This is a genomic window from Chthoniobacter sp., from assembly GCF_040003245.1.
Lineage (GTDB): Bacteria > Verrucomicrobiota > Verrucomicrobiia > Chthoniobacterales > Chthoniobacteraceae > Chthoniobacter.
The window spans coordinates 1-5,832 of the sequence record NZ_JBDUCX010000335.1; the positions used below are offsets into that span (position 1 = coordinate 1).

The 5,832-nt window shown below is 62.0% G+C and carries 7 protein-coding genes; 2 read left to right on the plus strand and 5 right to left on the minus strand.

Annotated features, from left to right (window positions below):
- Positions 1–85 precede the first annotated feature (85 nt).
- Positions 86–343 (plus strand): hypothetical protein, encoded by a 258-nt coding sequence (locus ABJF10_RS28725; RefSeq protein ID WP_348548041.1) that lies wholly within the window; start codon positions 86–88, stop codon positions 341–343.
- Between the two features lie 155 nt (positions 344–498).
- Here the strand turns inward: ABJF10_RS28725 and ABJF10_RS28730 are convergent, their stop codons facing one another.
- From ABJF10_RS28730 to ABJF10_RS28745, 4 genes are all read right to left on the minus strand, one after another.
- Entirely contained in the window at positions 499–801 is a 303-nt protein-coding gene (locus ABJF10_RS28730; RefSeq protein ID WP_348548042.1) for a hypothetical protein, read from the minus strand.
- 510 nt (positions 802–1,311) lie between these two features.
- Entirely contained in the window at positions 1,312–1,698 is a 387-nt protein-coding gene (locus ABJF10_RS28735) for a hypothetical protein (RefSeq protein ID WP_348548043.1), read from the minus strand.
- Between the two features lie 94 nt (positions 1,699–1,792).
- Positions 1,793–2,398: a hypothetical protein gene (locus ABJF10_RS28740; protein ID WP_348548044.1), complete on the minus strand. Its 606-nt coding sequence runs from the start codon at positions 2,396–2,398 to the stop codon at positions 1,793–1,795.
- Positions 2,399–2,658: 260 nt separating this feature from the next.
- Positions 2,659–2,952 carry a hypothetical protein gene (locus tag ABJF10_RS28745; RefSeq protein WP_348548045.1) on the minus strand — a complete coding sequence of 98 codons (294 nt, stop codon included), beginning with the start codon at positions 2,950–2,952 and terminating at the stop codon, positions 2,659–2,661.
- A 209-nt stretch (positions 2,953–3,161) separates the two neighbouring features.
- On the opposite strand from ABJF10_RS28745, the gene ABJF10_RS28750 reads away from it, so the two are divergent.
- Positions 3,162–5,126 (plus strand): ATP-binding protein, encoded by a 1,965-nt coding sequence (locus ABJF10_RS28750; protein WP_348548046.1) that lies wholly within the window; start codon positions 3,162–3,164, stop codon positions 5,124–5,126.
- A 9-nt stretch (positions 5,127–5,135) separates the two neighbouring features.
- Here ABJF10_RS28750 and ABJF10_RS28755 read toward each other — a convergent pair whose 3' ends face one another.
- Complete coding sequence (locus ABJF10_RS28755) at positions 5,136–5,564, minus strand: GIY-YIG nuclease family protein (protein WP_348548047.1); 429 nt, start codon at positions 5,562–5,564, stop codon at positions 5,136–5,138.
- Positions 5,565–5,832 lie beyond the last annotated feature (268 nt).

The following is a 5,832-nucleotide window of genomic DNA, read 5'->3' on the forward strand; positions in this document are numbered from 1 at the left end:
TTACCGCGGGGACTTCGCTAACTTTTTGCAGAAAGGATGAAATATCCGGGCTAAGGGCCCGCCCTGTTCTGTCGATCTTATCGCCATGAGCATGACCTTCGAGATTCCCCAAGATGTGCAAGCCGGGCTGGACGGCATTTCGGATCTGAATCTTCGTGTGGCGATGTATTTTCGCCATGAGGCGCAATTGGAGGTCGTTCGACAGATGAATGCAGTCGCAGCCGATATGGTATTCATGATATTTATAGATTTCCACCCGTTTGGCACCGCAATTGCGATTCAGTTCATGATCGCAGATGAACCGAAACGACGAATCCAACCCCACCCTTTCCTGGCGGCCTGAGGCCGACGAAGCGGTTCTGCGGGCGATGGCGTCTTCCCTGAACAAGGTCTTTGGGCACGGCTTTTTTGCCCGGGTGGAGGGCGCTGAGCTGGTCGTCCAGATCGATGGCGTCACCGCTTGGATCGCGCCGGATGGTACGCTGACGGGCGCAGCCTCTACTGGACCGTCTGAGGCGTTATAGCGTAGGCGTAGACAAATACCGCGGTTTCGTCGCTTGCTCCGACGTCGCCGGCGCTCCCGGCCTTTTGATAAGCCAGCGCAATGGCCTCCGCGTCCAGATGGTTGAGAGCGTAACGGCAGATGAACCACTGGTGCTTTCTCGGAACTTTGTGAGTCACGAAGAGGCGTTGTTCCCAATCCCGCGAAACTCCCACGTACCACCGGTCGATCGGAATACCGCTCTGCGTCATCTGCGCATTCATCTCCTCGACGATTTGCTGGGCTGCTTGGGCTTGCATGGGTTGGGTCGCGGTCTGCCCGGCGTCAGGCGAAGACGGTGGCCCTCAATTTTGAAAGCCCATGGGAAAACTGCCCCTCCTCGCGGAGGCGATAAACTGAGCGGCGACACCGGGACTTGTCGCTGACATCCCTTCGGCCTTCAAAAACCGAGCGCACCAACCCAACGCGGCGAGCGTGTTGATGTGAACATGCCTGCGGTCCGCTGTCAAAGCTTTAATCATATGACAGCATTTTTACTTACAGACCCCAGAGTAAATGAGGCCCACTGGGGCACCGCCCCGCCCGCTTGGCTAAGGCCCGAAGTGCCAGTGGCAAGCTTCCGCAATGTAGGCAAATATCACGAGGGCGACGAGAATGTACAACCAGAACTCCGCACGATCTTGGACGGTTTTCATGGCTTACGTAGCAGCACGTACCGCGCCGTAAGTGTCGCCATCTGACGACAAATGGGCCGGTTCCGAGACCCAGCCAGGCACCTTGGGCTGCACCGCGAGGACTAGCGAAGCGATCTACCGGTGGCTGCCCGCTTTGCCCGCCATGGTCACTTCCTTCAAGGCGTGATTGGCGATCTCGGTGGCCTTCACCACATCGGGTGGCGCTGCGGACAAAACCTCTTTTGCCTCGTCGCACAATTTGATCGCGGTGGGGCGGTAGGTGCCCTTGTTGTTCGTGGACTGCTCGAGCATCGTCTTGGCTGCGGCGAGATCCACGATGGCCAGATCGATGTGCTTTTGGGCCTCCCCTTGTTTGCTCTTCTCGAGTTGGCCGATCGCGTTGAGGAGCTTGTTGTAAGCGCCCTTGATGTTGGGTTGGCCCGGGAACACGTCGACGGCCAAGGCCATCGAACACCAGGCGAGCAGGGCAACCATCGTGAAGGCGGTAAGTTTGGTATTCATGGGAGTGGGTTGCAGGATAGAGAACGGCGGGAATCCGGGCAAGAATCAACGCGCGGCACTGCCGGCCGAATCCCCCACGATGAACGAGTCATTCCTACTCCTTGGTGCCGACCACCACGCAGACCACACCGGGAGTCGGCGCCCCTTTTTCATACGTGCATTTGAAGCCGACCGACTCGAAGGCCGCGACGAGGTTCAAGGCAAACTGGGACGGCGTGGCCGTGTCCGCGTGCTCCTGGACCACGATGCCCTTGATATGGACGTTATTGGCCGTAATCGCACTCATGCTGGCGGGATTGCCCCCAAACAAGGTCACGAATTCGGCGGCCAGATTGCGCGGTTCGCCATCCTGGGTGAAGACGTAGGCCAATTGCAGGCGCAGGGGGCCGGTGACCCCCTCCCCGGCCACTTTTAAAAACTGCTCGCTTCGATCCGTCGGAAAATGGCGGGGCAATGCCCGGAGGCGCTCCCCTTCCTGTTGTTGCTTGATTTGCTCCGCCAGGGTGTGCGCTTCCCATGTCTGTTTCAGCAAATCGGCCTCCAGTTTGGCGTGCTCCTCGGACTTGCCTTTGTCGGCCGCCTTCTTGAGATGGTCCCCCCTCACCTTGAATGTCAGCGTGACGAACCCGAGCAAGGTCAGCAGGATGGCCAGCCCGGTCTGTATTTTCGAAACGGTCTCAAAGGAATTCCACCAGTCCATTTACGTCATTCGTTGCTTTGGCGCAGGGGTTCGCGCGGGTCGTGATCTTGGGCGATTTTGGTACAAGGGAAGAGGCTGAAGGACGCACATCGAATAGCCAACGCCACGGCGTGGCAACTCCAAAACCCGCTGCACCGGGCGAGCCGGCCTGCCGGTTTCCACGTAAGGCAGGAATTCGTGAGTACCCCGTGGTTGGCGCTCACGGAACCTGTAGAAAAAAAACTCGCACCTTAAATCGGCTTAAGGGGGCTTAAGGCACCTTAAATCGGCTGCTTTTTCTTCGCCCGGAACTCCTCGCTTTGCATCGGCCCGGCGCGCGGGCTTCCCTGTAATGCGGCCAATACTCGCACCTTGATTTGCCTTGATTCGGCTTGATTAGCGCCCGCCTTTCCTCGCCGTCCGTTCGTCGCGGAAGCCGCGCATCTTCCCAGTGCCGAGGTCGGCGTCGTTGATGGACCGGCCCTTGAAATATTCGGCCAGTCACTCCGGCCGGGCGGCTGGCGGGAACTGACGATATGGCCGTGGCAAGCGGTGTGGAAATCGTCGGGGTTCATGCGGGGAAGTATGTCATAACCCGGCGCAAAAAGTGCATCGCTCCATTGGTTCCATAGGCTCCATTGCGGAAAATCACCACGCCACCATGCAGCCACGGATGGATTGGCCGCAAATGCCTCATCTTGCCGCCACGCGCTGCGGGTGCTCTTATGGCGCTGTGCCTTCTTCCATTCCCCATCCGACCGAAATTCTCGGGAGTGGTGGAGCCGTGTCCACTTCACTGGACGCAGCGGCCTCCGGTTCCTCCGTCGAGGGGGTGGCCCGGCAGCTCCGCATCCTCGAGACAGCGCTCGCGAATACGGTGGACTTCAACTACGTCTTCGACCTTCAGGGCCGGTTCATCTTCATCAACCGGGCTTTACTCGACCTCTGGGGCAAGACGGCGGAGGAAGCGTTGGGCCGGAATTTTTTCGAGCTGGATTATCCGCCGGAACTGGCCGCGCGACTGCAACGGCAGGTCCAGGAAGTCATCGCCACGAAACAGTCCCTGCGCGACGAGACCCCCTACACCAGCGCGGTGGCCGGCACTCGTGCCTACGAATACATTTTCGCCCCGGCCTTTGACGCGGAGGGCCGGGTGGAGGCCGTCGCCGGCTCCACGCGGGACATCACCGACCGCAAACTGGCGGCGGAAAAGCTGCGCGACGCCCAAGCCCGGCTGGCCGCGACGATGGCCGCCGCCGCGGTCGGCACCTGGGTCTGGAATGTGCCCGAAGACCGGGTCTTTGCCGACGCCTCCCTGGCGGAAATGTTCCTCGTGTCGCCAGCCGAGGCCGAGGGCGGCGGGATCGCGCATTACCTGGCGGCCATCCATCCCGACGATCTGGCCCGCGTGCGGGCGATCATCGCGGAGTCGGTGCGCCAGGGCGTGCAGTACGAGACGGAATATCGTCTGCGGCTGCGCGACGGCGGCTGGCGATGGGTGAACTCGCGCGGCAACGTGGAGCACGACGACGCGGGGAAGGTGGCCCGCTTCAATGGGGCCGTGATCGATATCACCGCCCGCAAACACGGCGAAGAAGCGCTCGCCGCCCAGGCGGCCACCCTGCGCGATGCGGACCGGCGCAAGGACGAATTTCTCGCCATGCTCGCCCACGAGCTGCGCAATCCCCTCGCCAGCGTGAGCAGTGCGGTGACGGTACTGAAGGAAAGCAACGACGCGGAAAACCACGCGTGGGCGGCCGACGTGATCGGCCGCCAGAGCGCGCAACTGGCCCGGCTCGTGGACGATCTTCTCGACGTCTCGCGCATCACCCGCGGCCGGATCGAGCTGCGCCGCGAGCTGCTCGACGTAGCGCGAATCATCGCCAGTGCGATCGAGGCCGTCGCTCCGCTGATGACGGAGCGCAGCCATGCGCAGGTCGTCGAAGTGCCGACCGGTCTCTTGTGGGTCGAAGCGGACCCGACCCGTCTGGAACAGATCATCGTGAATCTGCTGACCAACGCAGCCAAGTACACGCCGCCTCACGGGAAGATCACGCTGCGAGCGCGGGAGGAAAAGATTCCCGGCGGAGATGCCACGGACGTGGTGATATCCGTGCAGGACAACGGAATCGGAATCGCGCCCGGGCAAATTCCGTTGATGTTCGAACTCTTCGCACAAGGCGAGCGCTCCGCGGCCCGCCGCGAGGGCGGGCTCGGCATCGGGCTCACCGTGGTGCGCGCGCTCTGCGAAATGCACGGCGGCACCGTCGAAGCCTTTTCCGAAGGCCCGGGAACCGGCACGACTTTCACGGTGCGTCTCCCCGCCGCGCCCGATGCGCTGAGCCCGAGTGCGCCCCAGGCAGTCGCCGTCGCCATCGGCGAAGGCGCGGGGCGGCGCTTGTTGCTCGTGGATGACAATCGCGACACCGCCACCGGCCTGGGCCGTCTCCTCACGCGGCGCGGTTACGAAGTACACCTCGCCCATCAAGGCCCGGAAGCATTGGAACTCGCGCGGCGATTGGCGCCGGGCATCGTCCTGCTCGATATCGGCCTGCCCGGAATGGATGGCTACGAGGTGGCGCGCCGCTTGCGCTCCGATGCCTCAGGCGCCAAGGCCCTCATCGTCGCTATCTCGGGCTATGGCCAGGAGGAGGACCGCGTCCGCTCCCGCGAAGCCGGCTTCGACCATCACCTCGTGAAGCCCGTCGATTTTGAGGAGTTGCGGGACATCCTGACGGCGGACAGATGACCGGGAGGGTCACTCCTCCGCATTCGCCGTCACCTTGGCCTTGAGCAAATCGGCGCGGCCGGAGATCGTCACGACCGTCGGCTCATAAGGGAAATTGGTTTTGAATTCGTCGTTGCCCGGCGGCTGGTGGGCATGAATGAGCGCCGCGGCGACCTGCCGCCGAGAGCGCGATTCCACCGGGGCGAAACTGAAACAAATCTGCTGGTTCGGATGGCGCAGGGCGGCTTTCCACTCCGGCCACAGGCGGTCCTGGGCGATCGTGCCATTGGCGTTGCCCGTCTCCCCGATGTAGAGCAACCGCAGCAGCACCACCGCCTTGTCCGCGGGGTTGTAACTGCAAACGTAGACGCAGAAGACGCCCGATTGGGCGGGCAGCCCGGAAATCTTCGGCTCACGCCAATAGCCGTTGAAGGCGACCTCAAATGCTTGGGCGGGCATTGGAGCAGCGTTTGATTTCCGACATGGCCACAGCGTGGGGCAACGGACGAGCCCGCGCCAGATACTAATGCAATCTGGACGGTAGCCGGCCTGTCGCGTGGCGTACGCGCCGGAGGCGCCCCTCACGCCGTCATCCTGAGCTTGCGAAGGACCTCTGATCTCGCTCTGGCATCTGACGCGCGGTCGACCGTACTAGCTCGGCGCCATCCTTTGCCCTGTTGGTGAAGAAAGGCAGTATGCTTCGGGCTTTTCCTATTCAAATTTAGGT